Raw genomic sequence first — 22,485 nt, 5'->3', positions numbered from 1 at the left:
TACGTTTCGTTCTGGTTGCTGACAAAGCCAGAATCGGGACTTTGTGACGGCCATAAAAAACTATCCGGTTAAATCACGCGCACTGCCGTCTGACAAGGGCTATGGCTCACCAGAACACCTCATAAACACCTCAGTTTTGGCTGACGTTTATTGCTGTTCCCACACGTCCTGCGAGCCGTGCTTTCGAGGCTTAACACACCATTGTGGCGACTATTTCAGCAGTCACGCTAATTTATGAAAAAGAGCTTTGACATGGCCCGGCGTGGCCGTTACTATGCGCCCCGTTCAAACGATTCCTCTGTAGTTCAGTCGGTAGAACGGCGGACTGTTAATCCGTATGTCACTGGTTCGAGTCCAGTCAGAGGAGCCAAATTAAAAAAGCCTGCTTAGGAAACTAAGCGGGCTTTTTGCTTTTTCTTCTCCTGATAAAATGCCTGTGTCTTGTGAAGACTTTTATCCCTAAAATTAACGGTCCTTTCGTTATCTAACTGATGCTCAACTATTCAATTCAGCCATGACTGAAAGGGTCATTTCTGACACTTAACTTCTTACTCCTTTAATCAAAAGAACCAATAATCGCTTAAAAGGTCATAAATGACCTTTTATTAGCGCAATTTATCCTGCAGCTGTACAATTTTAGAACCAGATAAGCCAACGGTTCAAAAATGACCCATTTCGCTCTATAGTCGGATTATCCCGTATCAAAATCATGCTGAAAACACAGAAAAGGTCAAAAATGAACCTTAATGAAATTAAATCTTCGCTGATAAGCCTTTCTGAGTCAGAGCGGAGAGAGATACTGGCTGGGTTAGCGTTCAGTGAGGAGGCCGCAAGAGGGGCGATAAAAACGGTCGAACCGGACACCCGATCTGTTTTGAGTGCTCTGACTTTTCAGACACTGCCAGAACTACTGAGCAGTGAACTCAAACGACAAAACATCACCTATGAAGAGATGGCGATTCAGATCGGTGTATCACTCTCAACATTTAAACGACTGATCGCTAAGCCATCTTCTGCAAAAGCAATCAATCTTCATGCTTTGCTTAAAGAAATGGGTATAAAAGTATGGCTCGAAAAATAGAAGTATGGCTTTACAACAAACTGGCAGGTACGTTGAGTGAAGAACAAAATGGTTATACTTTCTGCTACCTGCCAGCCTATACCGGCTGTGCGATATCCCTCAGCATGCCGGTAAGGTCAGAGCCCTATTTAAGTGAAGAGCTACATCCCTTCTTTAAAGGTTTAGCGCCGGAGGGTTGGCTGCGAAAACGCTATTCTGAAATTCAAAAAATTGATGATAACGATTTCTTCGGTTTACTGATGAAAAATGGTAACGATATGCTTGGGGCCGTCGTCTTCAAAGAGATAACATCATGAATACACAGCGCTGCCTGATCACGTTGAACCTGCTTAAAGAATCGGAGTTGAAAACCGGCTACTCTTCAAAAGGCATCCGGCATCTGCTGGGCAGCCTTAACGTGGCTCTTAAGCTGCCTTTCACGCGCAGTCAGTTTATTCAGGAACTCCCCGAACGTCAGAAAGGGATGAGCATTTCAGGCTATCAGCCTAAGCTGTCCCTTCGCCTGGAAAAAGGCGAGCTGGTGGTCGTCAGCAATGACGGCACCTATATTCTGAAACCCTCTCCGGAAGAATATCCACATCTTGCAGAAAACGAGCATGCCACTATGTGTGTTATGCAGCGTCTGAAATTTGATGTTTCCCCGTTCGGGCTTATGGCATTCAGACATGATGAAAATCGGCCAGATGAACTGGCGTTCGTTATCAAAAGATATGACCGTACAGAATCAGGTAAAACGAGATTACATCAGGAACAGCTGGATGGCGCGATGGATCTCGGCGATAAATATGGCAGGGTTGATAATAATAAAACTATCAGTTACGAGAAAGCCGCTAAATTTCTGAATGCCAGAGTGAGCAATAGTTTAAAGAGTAAGCGAGACCTCTTTTTGCGCATCGTTTATGCGTATGTGCTGGGCAACAATGATTTTCATCTGCGCAATATCGGGATCATCCTGCCTGAAAAGAATTCTCCCTTTCTGGCCCCGATTTATGACTTTATCAGCGTGGTGCCCTACCCTGCAGCATTTGGTGAGTATTTAGCTTTGCCCCTACTTGAACGGGAAGAAAAGGATGCAGGAAACGCGCCGGGAATGAATTCAGAATATGGGGAATATCTGGGCGCTGACTTTATCCTGCTTGCGCAGGGCATGGATATTAATCCGGCTCTGGCGCGAAAATGGCTTTCCGGGGTGGTGACTCATCATCAGCTTATCATCGACACCTATACCGAAAGCCATATGCCTGAATCACAGCGGGTAGTCGTGCTTGATTATATTGCCCGAAGAATGACGTTACTGGCTGTGACCGAAATTTAAACATGACGCGGAACCGTTAATCAGCCCATAAAAAAACCCGCTGGCATCAGCGGGTTTCAGATTTCAGCACGTCAACAGCAATCAGAGGTCGAACCGATCCAGATTCATCACTTTGGTCCAGGCGGCAACAAAGTCTTTGACGAATTTTTCACGGGCGTCGCTGCTGGCGTAGACTTCCGCCGAGGCGCGTAACACCGCATTGGAACCAAACACCAGGTCAGCACGCGTGGCAGTGAAACGGGTTTCGCCGCTGACGCGATCGCGCCCAATGAATTTCTCATTGGTTGAATCGGTGGCTTTCCACTCGGTGCGCATATCCAGCAGATTCACGAAGAAGTCCGTGTTCAGCGAACCTACATGGTGCGTGAAGATACCGTGCTGGCTGCCATCAAAGTTGGCACCCAGCGCACGCAGCCCGCCCACCAGCACCGTTAACTCCGGCACGGTCAGGGTCAGCTGCTGCGCTTTGTCGATCAGCAGGCTTTCGGTGGTGGTTTTGCCGAATCCGGTGCCGTAGTTGCGGAAACCATCCGCACGCGGTTTCAGCAGATCGAACGACTCAATGTCGGTCTGATCCTGACGCGCATCGACACGGCCCGGCGTGAATGGCACGTCGATTGAAATGCCAGCCGCTTTCGCCGCCTGCTCAACACCGACCACACCCGCCAGCACAATGACATCCGCCAGTGAAGCCTTGTGGGCTTCGCGTTGAATGGCTTCCAGCGCTGGCAGTACGCGTGCTGCAACGGCATTAACGTCCCACTCACGCTGCGGCAGCAACGCCAGTCGGGCACCGTTGGCTCCACCCCGTTTGTCGCCACCACGGAAGGTCGATGCCGACGCCCAGGCAACGGAAACCAGCTCACTGACGCTGAGGCCGGATGCTGCAATCTTCTCTTTCAGCTGGGCGATATCTGCCACCGTTGGATGATAAACCGGTGCAGGCAGCGGATCCTGCCAGATCAGATCTTCCTGCGGCACTTCAGGACCAATGTAACGCGCTTTTGGCCCCATATCACGGTGAGTCAGCTTAAACCAGGCACGGGCAAAAGCTTCGTTGAACGCCTGCGGATCGTTGTGGAATCGACGCGAAATTTTTTCAAACTCCGGGTCGAAACGCAGCGTCAGATCGGTTACCAGCATGGTCGGTTTGTGTTTCTTAGTGGAATCGAACGCATCCGGGATAATGTCCGGCGCATCAGCTGCCACGAACTGGATGGCACCCGCCGGGCTGCGTGTCTGGACCCACTCATATTTGAACAGGTTCTCGAAGAAGTAGTTGCTCCACTGGGTCGGTGTCTGCGACCAGATCACTTCCAGGCCGGAGGTGATGGCATCCGCGCCAACGCCGCTGCCGTGGCTGTTGACCCAGCCCAGACCCTGCGCTTCAATCGGTGCGGTTTCAGGATCGACGCCGACGTGGCTGGCTGGTGCGGCACCGTGGGTTTTACCCAGGGTATGGCCACCCGCGATTAATGCCACGATCTCTTCGTCGTTCATGCCCATGTTGCCAAAGGTGGCGCGAATAGCCGGGGCCGCAGAAGCCGGATCGCCGCTGTGTTCCGGACCTTCCGGGTTCACGTAGATCAGGCCCATTTCAGTAGCACCCAGTGGCGACTGTGCCAGGGATTCCGGATGACGGTGTTCCAGCCACGCCGCTTCTTCGCCCCAGTTCACATCCATATCCGGTTCCCAGACATCGTCACGTCCGGCACCAAAGCCGAAGGTGCGGAAGCCTGAGTTTTCCAGCGCAACGTTCCCCGCCAGAATGTAGAGGTCGGCCCAGGAGATCTTCTGACCATATTTCTGTTTAATCGGCCACAGTAAGCGGCGCGCTTTATCCAGGCTGACGTTGTCTGGCCAGGAGTTTAAGGGGGCGAAACGTTGCTGACCACGGCCCGAACCACCGCGTCCGTCCACGGAGCGATAGGTTCCGGCACTGTGCCAGGCCATGCGGATGAACAAGCCGATATAGCTGCCCCAGTCAGCGGGCCACCAGGATTGTGATTCGGTGAGCAACCCTTTGATGTCAGCTTTCAGTGCAGAGTAATCTAATTTGGCAAATTCTTTACGGTAATCGAAGGATTCATCAAGCGGGTTCGAACGGGATGAATGCTGGTTCAGCAGGTCAACCCGAAGTTGATTAGGCCACCAGTCGCGGTTAGTTGTTCCGCCACCTGGCGCCTGATTTGGCTGCGCTGGCTTGCCCGCATGAAAAGGGCATTTGCTTTCAGGCGCTTCGCGATCGGCTTCAACAATAGGCTTTGCATCTTTTGCATCTTCATCAATGGAATTGCTCATGGTCACACCTCTTTGTGTATTTTCATCGCTACTCTATAGAGGATTTTCAGGATCGCACACCTGTCTGCTCCTATATGTTCGATAGCTTATGCCTTTGAATAAAAATATTTTAACAGCTTCCAGCGATGGCATAACCGGCAATTCCCTGCGTAATCCACAGCGAAGCGGCACAGACTGCCATCAGATTATTCCCACGGCGCCGGATGCACAATCAGCTTGTCGCTCTCCAGTGGGCAGAATGTGACGCCGCAGGCAAACCAGCTGCATGCTGAATCAGGTGGCACTAATGCGGACATGCGGGAGAGCCGAACGGGTTCGCCTGACGGCGGTAAGGAACGGAGTAATCAGATCTGATCAGAGAAGGCAGTGCAGAAGAACGCGTGAAAGCCACAGAGATGAAACGGCCACGGCATGGCGGGATGCTGTCAAGGCTGCAGCGCCCGTTTAAGGGCGCTGTGTCATCAATTAACGCCAGCCGAGTTCCGGGGCGACATACTTCAGAATCGCCTCAATCACATGGGCGTTGTAGGCGACACCAAGCTGGTTAGGCACGGTGAGCAGCAGCGTGTCAGCTTCGGCAATGGCCTCATCCTGCGCCAGTTGCTTAATTAACGCCTCTGGCTCTGCGGCATAGCTGCGACCAAAGATGGCGCGGGTTTTCTCGTCGAGGAAACCGACGGAATCCTGGTCGTTACCGCTGCGGCCAAAGTACGCGCGGTCCATATCATTCACCAGCGCAAAGATGCTGCGACTGACGGAGACGCGTGGCGCATGCTGATGCCCCGCCGCTTTCCAGGCCTCACGGTAGGCGCGGATCTGTTTCGCCTGCTGGATGTGGAAAGGCTCGCCGGTTTCATCATCTTTCAGGGTTGAACTTTGCAGGTTCATGCCCATTTTTGCTGCCCATTCAGCGGTGGCGTTAGAGCCGGAGCCCCACCAGATACGGTCACGCAGACCTTCAGAGAGCGGCTCAGGGCGCAGCAGTCCCGGTGGATTCGGAAACATCGGCTGTGGATTCGGCTTCGCAAAACCTTCGCCACGCAGTACTTCCAGAAACTCTTCGGTGTGACGACGGCCCATATCCGCATCGCTTTCACCCGCTTTCGGTTCAAAGCCAAAGTAACGCCAGCCATCGATCACCTGTTCAGGTGAACCCCGGCTCAGTCCCAGTTGCAGACGACCGTTGGAGATCAGATCTGCCGCGCTGGCATCTTCCACCATGTAGAGCGGGTTTTCGTAGCGCATGTCGATAACGCCTGTACCGATCTCAATCTTTTTGGTACGCGCTGCAACGGCAGCCAGCAGCGGAAATGGTGAGCTGAGCTGGCGGGCAAAATGGTGGACGCGGAAGTAAGCGCCATCAGCGCCCAGCTCTTCGGCGGCGACCGCTAAGTCGATCGATTGCAGTAATACATCCTGCGCTGTGCGGGTGGCAGACTGAGACGAAGGCGTCCAGTGACCAAAGGATAAGAAGCCAATATTTTTCATCTTTAATTCTCCTGACAGGCGATAAACGCCCGTGGACATAAGGCGATTTTTGATAGGGAAAGGTTACGCCCTCCGCGCGGCCACTGATAGTCAATATCTTTCAGCGCTATGTTCAGGATTTTCGACATAGCCTGCAGCTTATCCACGCTGTTTTTGACCAACTTTACTGTCACTCTCTGGGTTTCCGCTGTCAGGCACTGGCGCGCCCACTCTATTGCCGGGGCGCCAGTGGCGGCTGAATCTGAACTACCCTTCACTGCATCACGACTTTCCGGGAAACACAGCGGAGAAAACGCATGACTAATTTGCTCGCGTTGCCAATGTATGCGATTCATCCGCCTGCTACGCAGGCTCTGATGCAGGCCATGGTTGCCCTGCTGGCGCAACACGGCATAACCGCGAAGCCAGTCTGGCCTGACGATCTGCTGACACACTGGCAGGATGACCGGTTGTTGCTGAGCCAGACCTGCGGCTATCCGCTGGTCAGTCAGTTGCCTGAAGTGCAGCTGGTCGGCGCATTTCACTATCACGCACCGGGCTGCATCGGTCATGACTATCGCAGCTGGCTGGTGGCGCGGGATAAACAGGCGACACTGGCCGATTTTGACGGACAGCGGGCCGTGGCTAACAGCATGGACTCGCACTCTGGCTATAACGCGCTGCGCCTGATGGCCGCGCTTCAGGGTGTGGCGTTTTCACAGTTGTTGCTGAGCGGCGGGCATCGTCAGTCGCTGGCGGCACTGCGTGATTCACAGGCGGATATCGCGGCTATCGACTGCGTCAGCTGGGCGCTGCTGGCACGCTATGCGCCGGATGACCTGCGCGGCCTGCACATCATCGGTGAGACGCCAGCCGCACCCGGATTACCGCTGATTACGGCAGTTTCGACGTCAGCGGCCTGGCTTGCGACGTTACGCACGACGCTGCGTCAGCTGGTGAGCGATCCTGCCTGGCGTGACGTCTGCGACGATAACCTGATCGGCGGATTCAGCCCGGTACTGCGGGACGATTATCAGGGCGTGCTGGCGTGGGAGCAGCAGGCCGCTACGCTGGGCGTCACCCGTCTGTAATGCCCGGCGCTATTTCGCTCACCTGAACGGGAAATCTGATTTCTTAACATCATCAATGCCCTGCTAAGGCTGGTAAGCCTGGTCACGGCGTTTTAAGGTAGAGGTTTTCAGCAAAGGGAAAGTGAGATGCGCATTCTGATGGCAGGTGCCGGCGCGACCGGTGGATATTTTGGTGCCCGACTGGCTCAGGCGGGCCAGGATGTGACCTTTCTGGTACGCGCACGGCGTTATCAGCAGCTTCAGGCCAATGGTCTGGTGTTGCAGACGCCAGCGGGCACGGAGACGTTACAGCCACAACTGGCCCAGGCGAGCACGCTGACGGGACACTATGATCTGATCATCGTGACGGTAAAGAGCTTTGCGCTTGATCCGCTGATGGATGACATTGCACCAGCAGTCGGCCCGGACACGCTGATCATGCCGATTCTCAACGGCATCCGGCACATCGCGACGCTGCAACAGCGTTTCGGTGACGATAAAGTGATTGGCGGACTGTGCAAAATCAACGCCACGCTGGGCGACAAGGGCGAAGTGATCCAGATGACGCCGCTGCATCAGCTCTTATACGGCGCGCTGGATGGCAACAACGATGCGCGGCTGCAGCGGGTTGATGCGGCGCTGCGCGTCAGCCAGGTGGATACCCTGTTCAGTGAAAACATCATGGATGAGCTGTGGGAAAAGTGGCTGCTGCTGAGCACGCTCGGCGCAGTCTGCTGCCTGGCGCGCGGCAACACGCAGCAGATCCTCACCTCGCACGGTGGCGAAGCGCTGTTGCAGGGGATTTTCGCGGAGATTCTGTCTGTCATCACTGCCGAAGGTTATCAGCCACGTCCGGCGGTTACCGCCCGTATTTATGAGCTGTTAAATAACCCTTCCACACCAATGACCTCCTCCATGTACCGCGATCTCACCCAGGGTTTTGATATCGAAGCCGATCAGGTGATAGGCGATTTGTTGCTGCGGGCGAAAAGAAATGGCCTTGCCACACCCCTGCTGAATGCGGTGGATGTAAATCTGCAGGTTTATCTGCAACAGCGTTAAATAACCGCAGCCTGCGCTGATCGGGTGCTGGAATGGCCCCGACCACGTGGCGGTAAAAGTGTCCCCGACAGCAGCAGCGCAGCAGGAAAATTTGCTACACTCGTCGCTTCATCTTTTGGAGAGTTCCATGACTTCCCGCTCCGTGACCCTCGATGATGTCGCTCAACTGGCCGGCGTCTCATATCAAACCGTTTCACGTGTTTTAAATCGTTCTGAACAGGTGTCTGCCCGTACGCGGGAAAGGGTTGAGGCGGCAATGCAGCAGCTCAATTATGTGCCCAATCGGGTGGCGCAGCAGCTGGCAGGTAAAGCCACGCGCACGTTAGGTCTCGCCACCAGCGATCTGGCCCTGATGGCACCGGCGCAGATCGCCTCGGCGATTCAGCAACGGGCCGCCGAAGCGGGCTATCATCTGGTGATCGCCATGGACAGCGGTAACGATGCGGCCGCCACGGTGAATGAATTGCTGGCACAGCGGGTCGACGGGTTGCTGATTAACCTGCCGCTGGAGGCGGATGAGGCTCAGCAGATCCAGTTACTGTGTGGCAGCAAGCCGGTGCTGTTTCTGGATGTCGAACCTCAGGCGGCGGTCGCGCAGTGTCAGTACCCGAATGAATCTGGTGCGCGTGCTGCTGTCGAGCATCTGGTCGCGCTGGGCCATCGTGAGATTGGTCTGTTAAACGGACCGCTGCGCTCTGTTTCAGCCCGTCAGCGTGAAAACGCATGGCGTCAGGTGCTGGCCGAGCATCAGTTAACGCCCCACTGTTCCCTGCGCGGTGACTGGAGCGCGCAGTCAGGCTATCAGGCGCTACTGGCAACGCTGCCCGACGACCTGCCGCAGGCGCTGCTGGTCGCGAACGATCAGATGGCGCTGGGTGCTATGCGGGCATTGCATCAGTATGGCGTGGCGATACCGGGCGATATCTCAGTCATTGGTTATGACGATACCGCCGAGAGTGCTTGGTATCAGCCGCCGCTGACGACAGTACGGCAGGATTTGCATTTTCTTGGCGCGCAAAGTGTCGAGCGGATGCTGGCCCGGCTTCAGAGTGAGGAGGCGTCAGATATCGGGCTGGAAACCACGCTGGTGATCCGCGAGACCACCGCCCCGCCCGCTGATAAGCAGGTCGATTTAGTGGCGCTGTCACAGCAGTTACAGGGGATTGCGCGCAGGCTGGCAGGCAAATAAATCTGCGGTTATGCGGGCAATAAAAAACCCGCTCCACCAGAGTGGATACGGGTTCGCAGCGGACGTCAGGCGCGCAAGCGCCTCACAATCAGGCTTTCGGGTGTTCGCCACCCATCGCCTTGATCTTTTTAGACAACTCGCGACGCTCTTTAGACAGGTCAGCGTTTTTGATGATGTACTCATCCACGCGATCTTCATAATCCACACGCATGCTGGCGATGATTTCCTGAATAGCCTCAACGCTCATGCCCGGTTTGATATATTCGCTCAGGTTGTCGAGCAGCAGTACGCGCTTCTGGTTGTCGCGGATTTTCTTCTCATTGTCGACAATTTCACGCTGCAGTTTATTTTTGCGGCGGAACATACGCACGAACTCCAGTACGTCCTGAAATGACTGCTTGGCATTTTCCATGATGGCACCTTTCTTTGAGCCTGCTGACGCAGGGAGAGAGTCAAAACGATCAGCTTAGCGGCTAGCCCGCCAGGTAAGCAATTTTCACAGCTAAATTCAGACTGGCTCTTATCTTAGCGCAAAGAAACCCGGTTTCACATTAAGTCATTGTCTGAGGTGATTATTTGCGCAGCGCCATCCGCATCAGATCGGTCATCCGTTCCAGCTGTTTCGCCAGTTCCAGCGTCAGCCAGACGTAGCCGTAGATCGGCGTTTCTTCGAGGCCGTCGCTGCCCGCCTCGGCGATCAGCCGCCGCAGTTCGCCGCTGATTTCGTTCAGCTCATGGCTGTTGGCGATCACCTCTTCCGTTTCCCCCTCTATCGCCATCACTGACAGCGCCCGCAGTGTGTTTTCGGTCATCTGCTGGGTGCGGCGTAACGCAGGTGCGTTAAGCATAATCAGATGACTCTCGCGTGATGCCCACCAGGCATTAATCTGCATCTCAATGGTGTTAACCATATTACGGTTTATTGTCTGGATGGCTTCAAGCACCGACTTCGGGATGCGGGTCTCTTTGCTTGACGGCTCCAGCAGCGCCCGCATTTTGATCACGCTGGTCAGCAATTTACCCAGCGGCTTGTTGAGACGCGGCTTTTCAACCAGGTTGGGCGAAAAACCGGCGTGATAAATCTTCGCCATTTCTGCCAGCGCGTCAGAGAGCTGAATACGCCAGTGGATATAGGCCCGCTGCGCCCAGATTGCGGTAAACAGTAGCGCCATCAGCGATCCCAGTATCACATCCCCGCCGCGCCACAGTGCCATCGTGAAATCGCCGGTTGGCGCCCCCACGACCACGCTCAGCGTAATCCCGATCAAGAGTGCCATATAGGGGTGTTTGCCCAGCGTCAGGTAGCCGCTGATCACCATGATGATGCCGCACCAGGCCAGCATCATCGGCATTGAGATCAGCTCCAGCTTCAGGGCAATCAGACCCGAAATGGACCCCGCCACCGTGCCGCTGATGCGTTGCAGCGCGCGTGGAAAGACATTTCCCCAGGTGGAAATCGGCCCCATCACTACCACCAGCGTAATCAGTGGCCAGGTGCCTTCAGGGATATGGGTCGCCCGGACAAAAATAAAGCAGAGTATAAAGGCGATGGCGATGCGCACGCCGTGAACGGAACGGTAATGGCGATAAAACCAGAATTCCAGTTTTGATATAGGCTTATCAGGACGCAAAGTGACTTTCCGGTTGCGGTAACATATTGCGGCTATCTTAACCCTGAACGAGGCTCAGGCTTAGCGCGGGCGGGATTTTTCAAACAGTTTTGACGTTCGCTTACAATTATCAACATCCCTCTCACATAACCGCCCGCAAGTTAAAAACAACTGGCTACGGCTTTGTAACTTTTATCGGCACTCAGTCACCTGCATGGCGCATCCATGTGAAAACGGGCAGCCCACAGGCTACCCGTTTAGTGCTGCAAATCAGATAATCAGAACTTCTGCCTGAGATAATCCGTCAGGCGGGTAATAACACCTGCAGGTTCAACCGTACTCAGCGCCACCAGCGGATAGTGCGCAATCTGCTGATCTTTATCCATCACCTGAATTTCACCGATCACTTCGTTGGCTTTCAACGGCGCCTCCAGATCCTTGCGATCGATAACGTACTTCGCCTTCACGTTCTGCACTTCACTGCGCGGCAGCGACAGATAAATATCGTCTGCGGTGCCGACATCAACCTGATGAGGATTGCCATACCAGACGTTTTCGGTGCCAATCTTTTTACCGGCATGGAACAGCTGAACGGTATCAAAGGTGTTCTGGCCCCAGACCAGCAGTTTACGCGCCTGCTCTTCCCGGCCTTTCGCGCTTTTACCGCCCATAACGACGGCGATCAGGCGATGCCTGCCCACTACATTCGAGGCGATAATGTTAAAGCCTGCGGTCTCAGTGTGACCCGTTTTCAGGCCATCCACGTGCAGATTATTGTCCCACAGCAGCCCATTACGGTTGTTCTGGGTGATGCCGTTCCAGGTCAGTGTCTTCTCACTGTACATGGCATAAAAGTCAGGCTCACCATCAATAATGGCGCGTGACAGCTTCGCCATATCAAGCGCGCTGGAGAACTGGCCCGGCGCATCCAGACCATGTACGGTTTCAAAATGGGTGTTCTGAAGACCGAGTTTCTCAACGTAGTGATTCATCATGCCGACGAAGTTCGCTTCGCTACCCGCCACGTAATCAGCCAGCGCAACGCAGGCGTCGTTACCGGAATCGATGATCACACCACGGCTGAGATCGCGGACGCTCAGCTTATCGCCTGGCTTCAGGAACATCAGCGAAGAGCCTTTGAACACCGGATTACCCGCCCCCCAGGCATCTTTTCCGACCGTGACCATGTCATCGCGACTGATTTTTTTCTGGTCGATGGCGCGATCGACCACGTAACCGGTCATCAGCTTGGTCAGACTGGCGGGGTTGCGTCGTTCATCGGGATTGCCCGCCGTCAGGACCTGTCCGGTTGTGGCATCCATCAGCACCCAGGAAGCGGCATCAATGGCCGGAGGCGTCACAGGAAAGGAGATCGCATCAGCCTGTGCCAGCGAGGCCCAGAAAACAGTAACGGTAACGGTGAACAGCAGACGCCTTTTCAACACTTCATCCTTAATTGCACGGGAGAGAAAATTTCTAAAACGAAACGGAAACAGCCGCACGTTTTACGGCAAAAGCGTTGTGAAGGTTTGAATAAATTGAAAAAAAGTATGAACCGGGCTGGTGTCAGATGCCTGTGGTTTGTCAGCTTACGGCAGTCAGCTGGCGTCGTCAGGAAAGAGAAGATGCAGGTGTAGTCGTGTGAAATAGCCTGGGCGTAGTCAGCCCAGGCATTGAAAAAATGCGAAACGGCTTCCGGTTTCCGAATGGCATCAGTCTTCAGCAATAGGGGTTTATGCGTCTGAAGCTGCGATTGTTGCTGCCTGGCGGCAAAAACAGATGTCAGGCTGGCTAAACCCTTAACTTCAGGCGTGCCGGAATATGGTTTACCATACAGGGATGGCGTCAGGCGCAGCCATGGGCCGCTATAATGACACTGTATGGCTGAACCCCGGTCAGCGCACATCAGACAGAACGATCATAACGCACCCTGCTGCGCGCAGAGAGATTCAGAGCGAACAGAAAGCCGGTGACTCGCTTTCTGTTCATAAAGTCAGTGAACGCAATGAACGGATATGAAATTTGAATAACGACCGCGTACAGCCCACTTTCCTCTTCCACGATTATGAGACCTTCGGCACCAGCCCGTCTCGTGACCGGCCAGCCCAGTTTGCCGGCCTGCGCACCGACAGTGAGTTTAATCCGGTTGGCGAGCCTGAAGTGTTTTACTGCCGCCCTCCTGATGACTATCTGCCCCAGCCTGAAGCCGTGATGATTACCGGCATCACCCCACAGATAGCGATGAGTCGGGGCGTGATCGAAGCAGCGTTCGCTGAACGCATCCACGGGCTGTTCACCACGGAGCAAACCTGTGTGGTGGGCTACAACAATGTGCGTTTCGATGATGAAGTGACGCGTAATATCTTCTATCGCAACTTTTATGACCCTTACGGCTGGGCCTGGCAAAACGGCAACTCACGCTGGGACCTGCTGGACGTGATGCGCGCCTGTTATGCGTTACGCCCCGAAGGGATCAACTGGCCGGAAAATGAAGAAGGCTTTCCCAGCTTCCGGCTGGAGCATCTGACCAAAGCGAACGGCGTATCCCATGAAAATGCGCATGATGCGATGTCCGATGTGTACGCTACGCTGGCGATGGCGAAACTGGTCAAAGAGAAGCAGCCCAAACTGTTTGAGTTTTTGTTTACCCATCGTAACAAAAACAAGCTGATGAACCTGATCGACATCCCGCAGATGAAGCCGCTGGTTCATGTCTCCGGCATGTTCGGTGCCGCGCGGGGTAACACCAGCTGGATCGTGCCGCTGGCCTGGCATCCTGATAACCGTAACGCGCTGATTGTGGTGGATCTGGCGGGCGATATGTCGCCGCTGCTGCAACTGGATGCCGACACGCTGCGTGAGCGTCTTTATACGCCGAAAAACGATCTCGGCGATCTGCCCCCTGTGCCGGTCAAACTGGTGCATATCAATAAGTGTCCGGTGCTGGCCCCTGCCAGTACGCTGCGCCCGGAAGATGCGGCCCGGCTGGGCATTGATCGTCAGCACTGTCTGGCGAATCTGGCGCTGCTGCGTCAGCAGCCGGATGTACGGGAAAAACTGGTCACGCTTTTTGCCGAAGCGGAGCCATTTACGCCGTCAGACGACGTGGACACGCAACTCTATGATGGCTTCTTCAGTGATGCCGACCGCGCGGGGATGAATATTATCCGCCAGACCGCGCCGGCGAATCTGCCTGCGCTGGATCTGAGCTTTGAAAGTGAGCGCGTGGCGAAACTGCTGTTCCGTTACCGGGCGCGTAATTTCCCCGGCACGCTGGATGATGCCGAGCAGCAACGCTGGTTGCAGCATCGTCGTGAAGTGCTGAACGCTGAGCGGGTGCAGGCGTTTATGCAGGAGCTGGAGGGACTGGCCAATCTGCATGAAGCTGATGCAGAAAAGGTGGGGCAGCTGAAAGCGCTTTATCTGTATGCGCAGGAGCTGGTTTCCTGAATCACGAAAGCAATCTGACCTGGCATCCCCTGCCGGGTCAGATTGTCTGATGTCAATTAATCAGAGCACGGTCCACGCCAGCCAGGTCAGCGCAAAACCGCTTAATCCCATTATTGTCGTCAGCACCGTCCAGGTGCGTAAACCATCGGCGACGGATAATCCGAGATAACGGGTCACCACCCAGAAACCCGCATCATTGACATGCGACAGTCCCAGGCCGCCGAAACAGGCCGCCAGCGTGACCAGAACCCGTTGCATATCCGTCACGCCGGTTACCGCCTGCGTCAGCAAACCGCTGGTGGTCAGGATGGCTACTGTGGCTGAACCCTGTGACGCGCGTAGCGCCAGCGACAGGATAAACGCAGCCGGCACCAGCGGCAGGTGCAGCGTTTCAAGTGTGACCGCCAGCGCTTTACCCACGCCCGACTCCACCAGCACTTTGCCGAATGCTCCACCCGCACCGGCCACCAGAATCACGCTGGCGGAGGTGGGAATGGCCCGGCCAGTCAGATCTTCCAGCTTATCTTTGCTCCAGCCACGCCGTACGCCCAGCAGCCAGGCCGCCAGACCAAACGCAATCAGCAGAGCAATCGGTGGCGTACCGATCACGGTCATGACGTTACGCAGCAGACTCCCCTCAGCCAGCAGCGTATGGGATAGCGTTCCCAGTACAATCAACACAATCGGCACCACAATCAGACCGCTGATGGTCAGTGCGCCGGGCGGTGCTGGCTCATTTTTCTTTTCCTGTCCCTCAGGCTTCGCCATCTGCAACTGTTCCAGCACGTCGACCGACAGATGATAATGGCGACGGTTCATGACCTTCGCCACGTAGTAACCGATGATCCCGACCGGCACTGAAATCGCGATACCCAGTATCATCAGCCATCCCATGTCGGTGTGCAGGATCCCGGCCGCAGCCGCTGCGCCCGGATGGGTTGGCAGCGCCACATGCACCGTCAGCATTACGCCCGCCATTGGCAGGCCAAACTTAAGCGGTGAGACACGCGCCACTTTGGTGAAGCCATAAATCAGCGGGATGACGATGATAAAGCCCACTTCGAAAAACACCGGAATACCCAGAATAAAGGCCGCCATGGTCAATGCCGCAACGGTTCGCTTCAGCCCCAGCGTTTTACTGAAGCGTTGCGCCAGCGATTCAGCCCCGCCCGAGGCTTCAATTATTGCGCCGAGCATGGCACCCAGCACGATGATGATGGTGATGTGACCGAGCAGTCCGCCCATCCCGGTGATAATCGTTTCCATGATTTTTTCAGCCGGAATGCCGGTTGCGATAGCCACCAGCAGGCTGACAATTAACAGGGCGACAAACGGATGAACTTTGGCTTTGATGACCAGCAGCAGCAGAATCACGATGCTGGCGGTCGCTATGGCTAACAGCAGTGCGGTGGACATAGTAAACCTCAGAAATTGTTATATTTTTTGGGTTATCGGCGTAGAGAAATAGCAGGTGCAGGGCAAGAAAAAGGCAAGCCGCCTCCTACCGGTGCCGAAACACCGGTTTTTACAGCGCGTTAAATCAGGCTTTTATCTTCCAGGGCGCAAACCAGCCAAGGCCCTCGGTCGTGTTGCCGCGCGGGATATACTCGCAGCCCACCCAGCCGGAATAGCCAACCTCATCCAGCAGTGAGAAGAGCCAGGGATAATTAACTTCCCCCTCATCCGGCTCATGGCGATCCGGTGCCGACGCAATCTGTACGTGGCGATAGCGTCCGGCATAGTGGCGAATCAGATGGCTGAGGTTGCCGTCCACCCGCTGCGCATGGAACAGGTCGAGCTGAGTGAAGACATTGGGCCGGTCGATCTGCCCGACCATCTCCAGTGTCTGATACTGACTGGCATAGAGATAGTTGGGTTTCGTTGTCGGGTTGAGCGCTTCAATCAGCAGGATGATGCCGTGCGGCGCAAAGCACTCAGCCGCATAACGCATGTTGCTGATAAAGGTCTCAACATAGCGCTGGCGGTCGGCACCGGGTGGCACCGTCGCAGCCATGATGTGAACCTGCGGACAGTTCAGTGCAAGCGCATAGCTCAGGGCGCGATCGATATCCGCCTTTGCTTCTGCTTCCCGTCCGGGGATGGCGGAGACGCCCCACTCGCCCGCCGCGACGTTGCCCGGGGCAGTATTGAACAGCACCAGTTGCAGCTGGTTATCATCGAGCCACTGTTTTATCTGCGCAGCGGGATAGTCATAAGGAAACAGAAATTCGACCGCCGTGAAACCGGCTTCAGCCGCTGCAGCGAAGCGTTCAGCAAACGGAAATTCTGTGAACTGTGTCGAGAGGTTAGCAGCAAACTTCGGCATTATCGGCTCCTTAATTCCGCCACTTCGGCATCATCGAGATAACGAATCGGGCGGTCGCCCAGGGTAAAGATCAATCGGGCGGTCTCTTCCAGCTCTTCGGTGTTATCTGCCGCTTCCTGTAATGACTTGCCCACCACCACCGGACCGTGATTCGCCAGCAGGAAAGCGCGGTAGCGCGGGGCCAGCGCCGCCAGATCCTCAGCCAGTCGTCCATCACCCGGCTTGTAATACGGCACGACCGGCACGTCACCGACCCGCATCACCACATAGGGGGTAAACGGGCGAATGCAGTTGTCCGGGTCCAGCCCCTGTAAACAGGAGAGTGCTGTCAGGTAGTGACTATGCAGATGCACCACCGCCCTGCACTCAGGATTATTCAGGTAGAGCGCGCGGTGAAACGCTATCTCTTTGGAGGGTTTATCGCCGGAGAGCCATTCACCTTCAGGCGTCACTTTCGACAGCCGGTCACTCTTTAATTCACCAAGGCAGGAGCCGGTAGGTGTCGCCAGCAGATTGCCATCCTCCAGCAGCATCGAGAGGTTGCCCGCCGAGCCGGTGGCATAGCCGCGCTGAAAGAACGAGGCGCCAAGACGTACCATCTCGTCACGCGCCTGCTGCTCCGCTAAAGAAAAAGTGTCAGTCATAAGTGAACTCCGTTTGCGCGCGGCGGAAGAAATCTTCGTCGCCAAAATTTCCCGATTTCAGCGCCAGAGAGAGCGGCTGATGAATGTCGCGAACCCAGGGCACGCCGGGCGAAATCGTCGGGCCGATGTGAAAGGCCGTAACACCCAGGCTCTGCGCGACCACGCCGGAGGTTTCTCCGCCCGCCACGATAAAGCGCTGCCAGCCGCGCTGTTTCAGCTCGCGGGTAACCGCCGCGAAAAGTTGCTCAACGGCCTCGCTGCTGCGCTGCGCACCATAGCGCTGCTGAATCACCTGCAATTGGTGCGCGTCGGCGGTGGCAAAAAGCATCGGTGCCAGCGTCTGCTGACTGTTTGCTTCCACCCAGTCGCACAGCTGACGGGCATAATCCCCGACATCTTCCAGACAGTGTTCAATCTCTACTTCGCAGGCCGGTGCCAGCTGGCGGTACGCGGCCACCTGACGATTGGTCATCTGCGAGCAGGAACCGGAAAGCACCACGGTGCGATCGCCCTGTGGACGGCCTGCCTGCTCCGCCTCAGCGTCGGTCTCCGCCGTCGCCCACTGACGTGCCAGACCGATAGCCAGCCCGGACCCGCCGGTGACCAGCCGCATCTCACTCAGCGCCGCGCCCAGCGTCAACAAATGCGCCTGATGCAGAGTGTCAGTCACGACATAGTTGATCCCCTGCGCCGCCAGCTGGCCCAGTGCCTGACGCACTGACTCTGCGCCCTGATCGACCTGCGCCGCCGCGATCAGCCCGGCTTTGCCTGTCGCCTGCGACGTCATCAGACGCAGCAGGTTGCTGTCGTGCATTGGCGTGACCGGATGATGCCGCATCCCGGAATCTGACAGCAGCTGGTCGCCAACAAAGAGATAGCCCTGGTAGACGGTGCGCCCATTCACTGGCAGCGCCGGACAGATGACCGTCTGCGTTTCACCCAGTGCTTTCATCAGGGCGTCAGTCACAGGCCCAATATTGCCCTCTGTGGTGCTGTCAAAGGTGGAGCAATATTTGAAATAAAAGCGCTCGCAGCCCTGCTTCTGCAGCCATGCCAGCGCAGCCAGCGACCGGGTAACCGCCTGCTCTGCGGGGCAGGACCGGCTCTTAAGACTGACCACAATCGCCTGTGCCTCGGTGATTTCTTCACTGACGGGGATGCCGTTGAACTGAATGGTGGTCAGCCCGTTCTGCACCAGAAAACTGGCGATGTCCGTGGCACCGGTAAAATCGTCTGCTATGACACCAAGACGCATCAGTGTTTCTCCCTGGCCTGCGGCAGCGTGATGCCGCTGAAGATTTTAATCACGGCGCTGTCATCTTCACGGCCATAACCGGCGTTACTGGCTTCGGTGAACATATTGAGTGCGGTTGAGGCCAGCGGCAGCGGGAAGTGCAGCGACTTCGCGGTATCGGCCACCAGGTTGAGGTCTTTCACAAAGATATCGACCGCCGATTTTGGGCTGTAGTCGCCGTCTACCACATGTCGCATGCGGTTTTCGAACATCCATGAATTGCCCGCCGCATTGGTGACGACTTCATACATGGTTTCCAGCGGGATGCCGGCACGCGCCGCCAGCGCCATCGCTTCTGCGCCCACCGCGATGTGAACTCCCGCCAGCAACTGATGAATAATTTTGACCGTTGAACCCAGGCCGATCTCACTGCCCACGCGATATACTTTGGCCGCGACGGCATCCAGCACCGGTTGCAGTTGTGCAAAGGCCGCGTCACTGCCTGAGGCCATCACGGTCATCTCACCGCTGGCCGCTTTGGCCGCGCCGCCAGAAACCGGGGCATCCAGCATCAGCAGCTGGTGTTCGGCGAGCCGCTTTTCAATCTGTTGCGCATCCAGAGCGGACAGCGTGGAAGAGACCATCACTACCGTGCCTGGACGCAGTTTTGCAGCCAGTCCCGCTTCACCGAACAGAATGGCGTTCACCTGCTGCGCATTCACTACCAGCAATAAAATGGCATCGAGCTGGTCAGCGAAGGCTGAGGCGGATGGCTGCGCATCGCGCGCGCCAGCCTGGCGTAAACGCTCAAGTGCTTCCGGGTTTAAATCGACACCCCAGGTATTAAGACCGGCACGCAGACAGGATTTCGCGGCACCCATGCCCATAGAACCTAACCCGATAACACAGATGTTTTCAGCTGGCACGTTACGCCTCCACTGTTAAATTAAGTGATTATTTGTTTGTTACTGTTAATCCTGCCAGCTTCCTGTCGGTAAAAATGTGCCCGGCCTCACAAAAAACCATTACCCTTGTGAACGAGAACAATTTTTAACATCACCGTATACTCAGCCACAACGGCACCGAACCCCTGAAAAAGCAGGCATCGTTGTGATTTCAGCTGTTATTTTTTGTTCTGGTTAACTGGCAGATACTTTATAATGTGAAAAAATGATAATTATCAGGGAGCCGATATGATTCCGGTTGAACGTCATCAGCAGATTCTGGCGCTGGTTGCCGATCGTGGCGTGGTGAGCATTGCAGAACTCACAGAGCGGCTGGGTGTGTCACACATGACCATACGCCGCGATGTACAGAAACTGGAGGAGCAAGGTGCGGTGTTATCGGTTTCGGGCGGTGTGCGCTCTGCTGATCGGCTGGCGGCTGAACCGTCACATCTGACGAAAAGCGCGCTCTACAACGATGAAAAGCGCGCCATTGGTCGTACCGCAGCGCGGCATATACCGCGTAACAGCTGCATCTATCTGGATGCCGGGACCACGACGTTAGCACTGGCAAGAGAGCTGGTGGATCGGGATGATTTGCTGGTGGTGACCAATGATTTTATGGTGGCGAATCTGCTGATGGAGGCGAGTCAGTGCCGGGTTATTCATACTGGCGGCACCGTATGCCGGGAGAACCGCTCGTGTGTCGGCGAGTCGGCGGCACGAAGCCTGCGTCATCTGGCCATCGATATTGCCTTTATTTCCGCTTCCTGCTGGGGGCCGCGAGGCTTGTTTACGCCGGATGAGGATAAAGTCACGGTGAAGCAGGCAGTGAGTGAGGTCAGCAGCAAACGCGTGTTGCTGAGTGACAGTTCGAAGTACAACAGGATTGCGACGTTTCTGGCGTTACCGCTGGAGAAGTTTGATGTGGTGGTGACCGACAAAAAGCTGAGTGATGCAGGGCAGGAATGGCTGAGTGCGGGTAGCTGGGAGCTGATACTGGCCAGTTAAACGGTTGCCGCCTTTCCGGAAGACCAGGAAGGCGGCAACGTTAGCGCGATTAAACTTCTTCGCTGAACTGCGGCACCGGATTACGGAAGCTGCGGGTCACAAAGGCCAGGTAGATAATCCCGATGGCGGCCCAGATCAGGCCCAGCTCCATAGAACTCTCTTCCAGGTTTACCCACAGCGCACCGACCGTCAGTGCACCCAGCAGCGGCAGGATCAGATACTGAACGTGATCTTTCAGCGTACGGTTACGCTTCTCACGGACCCAGAACTGCGCGATCACCGACAGGTTCACGAAGGTAAACGCCACCAGCGCACCAAAGTTAATCAGCGCGGTTGCCGTCACCAGGTCAAAGTTAATCGCCATCAGCGCAATCGCACCGACCAGCAGCACGTTGAGCGACGGGGTACGCCATTTTGGATGGATGTAACCGAAGAAACGCTCCGGGAACACGCCATCACGCCCCATCACATACATCAGACGCGATACGCCAGCGTGCGCTGCCATACCGGATGCCAGCACCGTGACCACCGAGAAGATCAGGATGCCGACCTGCAACGCTTTACCAGCCACGAACAGCATGATTTCAGGCTGTGAGGAGTCCGGATGCTGGAAGCGAGTGATGTCCGGGAAGTAAAGCTGCAGGAAGTAAGACGCCGCGATAAAGATCACCCCCCCAATCAGCGCAGTCAGGAAAATGGCGCGCGGGATGGTGCGTTCTGCATCTTTGGTCTCTTCCGACAGCGAACTGATGCCATCAAAGCCGAGGAACGAGAAGCAGAGTATCGTCGCACCGGTAATCATCGGCACCACATGCGCATTCTCAGACCAGAATGGACGGCTGCTCACCAGCGTGCCGGAGCCGACGCCGCTTGCCACACCGTAGATCACCATCGCGGTAATCCCGACCATGACAACCACCTGCAGCACCACAATCACACTGTTGAAGTTCGCAACAGTTTTGATGCCCTTAAGGTTAGAGAGCGTCATAAATCCGACCAGCAACACCACGAAAATCCACGACGGAATGCCCGGCACCAGTGATTCGAAATAGTTTTTAGCCAGCAGGATGTTGATCATCGGCATGAACAGGTAGTCCAGCAGAGATGACCAGCCGACCATAAAGCCGACGTGCGGACTGATCGCCTTCTGAGCATAGGTATAAGCGGAGCCCGCAGAGGGGAAGCGGCGTACCAGCTTACCGTAACTCACGGCAGTGAACAGAATCGCAATCAGCGCGAAAGCATAAGCGGTGGCGACGTGACCCTCGGTCAGACCAGAAACGATGCCAAAGGTATCGAACAGGGTCATAGGCTGCATGTAGGCTAAGCCCATCATGACGACCGGAAGTAACGTGAGTGTTTTTTTGAGCTGCGCACGCTGCGGTGCGGCGGAGGTATTAAGCGACATGCTTCAGTCCCCCCTGTACAACAACCTGGCTGGGCTGGGTCACAGGGCAACTGCGCATTACGCGACAGGGAGTAAGGTTAGCGGTTAACGCGGCGCCGTAGTCATCACGAAAACGCGTACCAGCGTTGGCTGGCAGAGTGAAAAACATCCCCATCTTTTAATCCTCAATCTCACGCTTACGCGTGTTTTCAGTGTTTATCTATCCGGGTGCGTGCCCGGCCTCGGTTAAGTCAGCAAAAACGCTTTTATAAAACAGGATGCAAAAAAATAACCGGCGCGTGAAGCGTCGGTTATCATCTGATTTTGCAGGCCGCGTATTCTGCCCTAACCGGTGGCAGGAATACAAGCCGCTGGGGCATGTTATGCAAAAAAA

19 protein-coding genes and 1 tRNA gene are annotated in these 22,485 nt (G+C 55.5%); 9 read left to right on the top strand and 11 right to left on the bottom strand.

All coding sequences use genetic code 11. The features are described 5' to 3' along the window. Positions 1 to 294 precede the first annotated feature (294 nt). The 4 genes from HZZ01_RS02480 (at position 295) to HZZ01_RS02465 (ending at position 2,396) form a co-directional block, all read left to right on the top strand. Positions 295 to 370: transfer RNA gene (locus tag HZZ01_RS02480), tRNA-Asn, on the top strand. Between the two features lie 366 nt (positions 371 to 736). Next, positions 737 to 1,081: an XRE family transcriptional regulator gene (locus tag HZZ01_RS02475; RefSeq protein WP_179895363.1), complete on the top strand. Its 345-nt coding sequence runs from the start codon at positions 737 to 739 to the stop codon at positions 1,079 to 1,081. Further along, positions 1,066 to 1,377, top strand: coding sequence for a HipA N-terminal domain-containing protein (locus HZZ01_RS02470; RefSeq protein ID WP_179895362.1), 312 nt, complete (start codon positions 1,066 to 1,068; stop codon positions 1,375 to 1,377). Before HZZ01_RS02475 ends, HZZ01_RS02470 begins: the two co-directional genes overlap by 16 nt. Continuing rightward, positions 1,374 to 2,396: a type II toxin-antitoxin system HipA family toxin gene (locus tag HZZ01_RS02465; RefSeq protein ID WP_179895361.1), complete on the top strand. Its 1,023-nt coding sequence runs from the start codon at positions 1,374 to 1,376 to the stop codon at positions 2,394 to 2,396. The genes HZZ01_RS02470 and HZZ01_RS02465 overlap by 4 nt, the downstream gene beginning before the upstream one ends. 81 nt (positions 2,397 to 2,477) lie before the next feature. On the opposite strand, the gene katG is transcribed toward HZZ01_RS02465, so the two are convergent. Beyond that, complete coding sequence (gene katG, locus HZZ01_RS02460; RefSeq protein WP_218928046.1) at positions 2,478 to 4,697, bottom strand: catalase/peroxidase HPI; 2,220 nt, start codon at positions 4,695 to 4,697, stop codon at positions 2,478 to 2,480. A gap of 465 nt (positions 4,698 to 5,162) precedes the next feature. Further along, the gene (locus tag HZZ01_RS02455) at positions 5,163 to 6,185 is read right to left on the bottom strand and encodes an LLM class flavin-dependent oxidoreductase (RefSeq protein WP_179895360.1); all 1,023 of its coding nucleotides are present in this window, start codon (positions 6,183 to 6,185) and stop codon (positions 5,163 to 5,165) included. A 296-nt stretch (positions 6,186 to 6,481) separates the two neighbouring features. Between HZZ01_RS02455 and HZZ01_RS02450 the strand changes: the two genes are divergently transcribed. From HZZ01_RS02450 to HZZ01_RS02440, 3 genes are all read left to right on the top strand, one after another. Beyond that, positions 6,482 to 7,255 carry a phosphate/phosphite/phosphonate ABC transporter substrate-binding protein gene (locus tag HZZ01_RS02450; RefSeq protein WP_179895359.1) on the top strand — a complete coding sequence of 258 codons (774 nt, stop codon included), beginning with the start codon at positions 6,482 to 6,484 and terminating at the stop codon, positions 7,253 to 7,255. Positions 7,256 to 7,381: 126 nt separating this feature from the next. Further along, positions 7,382 to 8,296, top strand: coding sequence for a ketopantoate reductase family protein (locus HZZ01_RS02445; protein ID WP_179895358.1), 915 nt, complete (start codon positions 7,382 to 7,384; stop codon positions 8,294 to 8,296). A gap of 127 nt (positions 8,297 to 8,423) precedes the next feature. Continuing rightward, positions 8,424 to 9,485, top strand: a complete 1,062-nt coding sequence (locus tag HZZ01_RS02440; RefSeq protein WP_179895357.1) for a LacI family DNA-binding transcriptional regulator — start codon at positions 8,424 to 8,426, stop codon at positions 9,483 to 9,485. 88 nt (positions 9,486 to 9,573) lie between these two features. Here HZZ01_RS02440 and tmaR read toward each other — a convergent pair whose 3' ends face one another. The 3 genes from tmaR to dacD form a co-directional block, all read right to left on the bottom strand. Continuing rightward, positions 9,574 to 9,897: a PTS system regulator TmaR gene (tmaR, locus tag HZZ01_RS02435; RefSeq protein ID WP_179895356.1), complete on the bottom strand. Its 324-nt coding sequence runs from the start codon at positions 9,895 to 9,897 to the stop codon at positions 9,574 to 9,576. Between the two features lie 160 nt (positions 9,898 to 10,057). Beyond that, a complete protein-coding gene (locus HZZ01_RS02430) occupies positions 10,058 to 11,116 on the bottom strand; it encodes an FUSC family protein (protein WP_179895355.1) in 1,059 nt (352 codons plus the stop codon). Positions 11,117 to 11,373: 257 nt separating this feature from the next. Further along, the gene (dacD, locus tag HZZ01_RS02425) at positions 11,374 to 12,537 is read right to left on the bottom strand and encodes a serine-type D-Ala-D-Ala carboxypeptidase DacD (protein ID WP_179895354.1); all 1,164 of its coding nucleotides are present in this window, start codon (positions 12,535 to 12,537) and stop codon (positions 11,374 to 11,376) included. Positions 12,538 to 13,117: 580 nt separating this feature from the next. Between dacD and sbcB the strand changes: the two genes are divergently transcribed. Then, positions 13,118 to 14,545: an exodeoxyribonuclease I gene (gene sbcB / locus HZZ01_RS02420; protein ID WP_179895353.1), complete on the top strand. Its 1,428-nt coding sequence runs from the start codon at positions 13,118 to 13,120 to the stop codon at positions 14,543 to 14,545. A gap of 60 nt (positions 14,546 to 14,605) precedes the next feature. On the opposite strand, the gene HZZ01_RS02415 is transcribed toward sbcB, so the two are convergent. The 5 genes from HZZ01_RS02415 to ltnD all read right to left on the bottom strand — a co-directional run bounded on the left by HZZ01_RS02415 (position 14,606) and on the right by ltnD (position 19,675). Then, on the bottom strand, positions 14,606 to 15,961 hold the full coding sequence (locus HZZ01_RS02415) for a GntP family transporter (protein ID WP_179895352.1): 1,356 nt from the start codon (positions 15,959 to 15,961) through the stop codon (positions 14,606 to 14,608). A 124-nt stretch (positions 15,962 to 16,085) separates the two neighbouring features. Further along, positions 16,086 to 16,871 (bottom strand): HPr family phosphocarrier protein, encoded by a 786-nt coding sequence (locus HZZ01_RS02410; protein WP_179895351.1) that lies wholly within the window; start codon positions 16,869 to 16,871, stop codon positions 16,086 to 16,088. Next, positions 16,871 to 17,515 carry an aldolase gene (locus HZZ01_RS02405; RefSeq protein WP_179895350.1) on the bottom strand — a complete coding sequence of 215 codons (645 nt, stop codon included), beginning with the start codon at positions 17,513 to 17,515 and terminating at the stop codon, positions 16,871 to 16,873. Before HZZ01_RS02405 ends, HZZ01_RS02410 begins: the two co-directional genes overlap by 1 nt. Then, positions 17,508 to 18,770, bottom strand: a complete 1,263-nt coding sequence (gene otnK, locus HZZ01_RS02400) for a 3-oxo-tetronate kinase (protein ID WP_179895349.1) — start codon at positions 18,768 to 18,770, stop codon at positions 17,508 to 17,510. The genes HZZ01_RS02405 and otnK overlap by 8 nt, the downstream gene beginning before the upstream one ends. Continuing rightward, positions 18,770 to 19,675: an L-threonate dehydrogenase gene (gene ltnD, locus HZZ01_RS02395; protein ID WP_179895348.1), complete on the bottom strand. Its 906-nt coding sequence runs from the start codon at positions 19,673 to 19,675 to the stop codon at positions 18,770 to 18,772. Before ltnD ends, otnK begins: the two co-directional genes overlap by 1 nt. A 267-nt stretch (positions 19,676 to 19,942) precedes the next feature. Here ltnD and ygbI point away from each other — a divergent pair, with 267 nt between their 5' ends. After that, positions 19,943 to 20,704 (top strand): DNA-binding transcriptional repressor YgbI, encoded by a 762-nt coding sequence (gene ygbI / locus HZZ01_RS02390; protein ID WP_179895347.1) that lies wholly within the window; start codon positions 19,943 to 19,945, stop codon positions 20,702 to 20,704. Between the two features lie 49 nt (positions 20,705 to 20,753). On the opposite strand, the gene HZZ01_RS02385 is transcribed toward ygbI, so the two are convergent. Beyond that, entirely contained in the window at positions 20,754 to 22,112 is a 1,359-nt protein-coding gene (locus HZZ01_RS02385) for an APC family permease (protein WP_179895346.1), read from the bottom strand. Positions 22,113 to 22,485: the final 373 nt, after the last annotated feature.

The organism is Pantoea sp. WMus005 (genome assembly GCF_013415305.1).
GTDB lineage: Bacteria > Pseudomonadota > Gammaproteobacteria > Enterobacterales > Enterobacteriaceae > Pantoea > Pantoea rara.
This window is presented reverse-complemented; position numbering and strand designations above follow the sequence as displayed.